Raw genomic sequence first — 998 nt, 5'->3', positions numbered from 1 at the left:
GTAAAGCGATACGGCAGTTGCTCCCCAGCCGGACAGCGATAGGCGTCTTCCTCCGGCAAATAGACAAAGTCCTGCTTGCCGAAGCGACCATCTGACTTGGCACCCGACGTCTGCGGCTTGGGCAGAGTCACGATGATGCCGGCCTCGTGGCACGCGAGGATTTCCAGGCTGCTGAAGTAGCCGCGATCGGCAACGGCCTCGAGGGTCTCGGTCTTGAGAACAGCCTTCGCCTGCTTGGCCACATTGGCCAGCTGAGCTCGATCCGAGCCGCTGTTCGTCACCTCATGCGTCACAATCAGATGGTGCTCGGTATCTACGGCGACCTGCACATTGTAGCCAACGACGCCGGAACCGCGCCCGCTCGTCGCCATCGAACGGCTGTCGGGATCGGTCAGTGAGATTTGCTGGTCAGGCGAAGCAAGCATCTGCTTCTCGTAAGCGGCAAGCTTGCCCATTTCCTCCTTCAGCTTCGTCAGTTTCTCGGTAAGCCTCGTCGCCTTCGCGGCCAGTGCCTCCGTCGGCTCTTGCCGGTCGGCCGTGTCAAGTTGGCTCAGATAGCGCGAGACGCTCTCCTCCAGTTGGGCACGCCGCCGTTCCACCTTCGCCCGTGTGAAGTTCTTGTCGCGGTTGTTCACGGCCTTGAACTTGCTGCCATCGATGGCAACACTCGCCGTCGCGAGGAGGCCCATCTCACGACAGAGTTCGACGAAGCGCGCACATACCCTGCGCAGCGCCAGGCCATTGTCTTTGCGGAAGTCCGCGATCGTCTTGTGATCAGGTGCGAGCCGACCCAGCAACCACATGACCTCGACATTGCGTCCGGCCTCTCGTTCGAGCCGCCGGCTCGACTGAACCCGGTTCAGATAGCCGTAAATGTAAAGCTTGAGGAGAACCGAGGGGTGGTACGATGGCCGACCAGTCGCTGCTGGCTCCACCCCCTCAAAGCTCATCTCAGCCAAATCGAGCGCATCGACAAACACGTCGATCACGCGAACAGG

The 998-nt window shown here is 60.8% G+C and carries 1 protein-coding gene; it reads right to left on the bottom strand.

Annotation, left to right across the window (positions count from 1 at the left end; translation table 11 throughout):
- Positions 1 to 998, bottom strand: a 998-nt coding sequence (locus tag FXB40_RS47395; protein ID WP_148779111.1) for an IS1182 family transposase, incomplete at both ends; no start/stop codon positions are given.

Source organism: Bradyrhizobium rifense, assembly GCF_008123425.1.
GTDB lineage: Bacteria > Pseudomonadota > Alphaproteobacteria > Rhizobiales > Xanthobacteraceae > Bradyrhizobium > Bradyrhizobium rifense.
The sequence above is the reverse complement of the archived record's forward strand: the minus strand, read 5'-3'. Positions and strand labels throughout refer to the sequence as shown.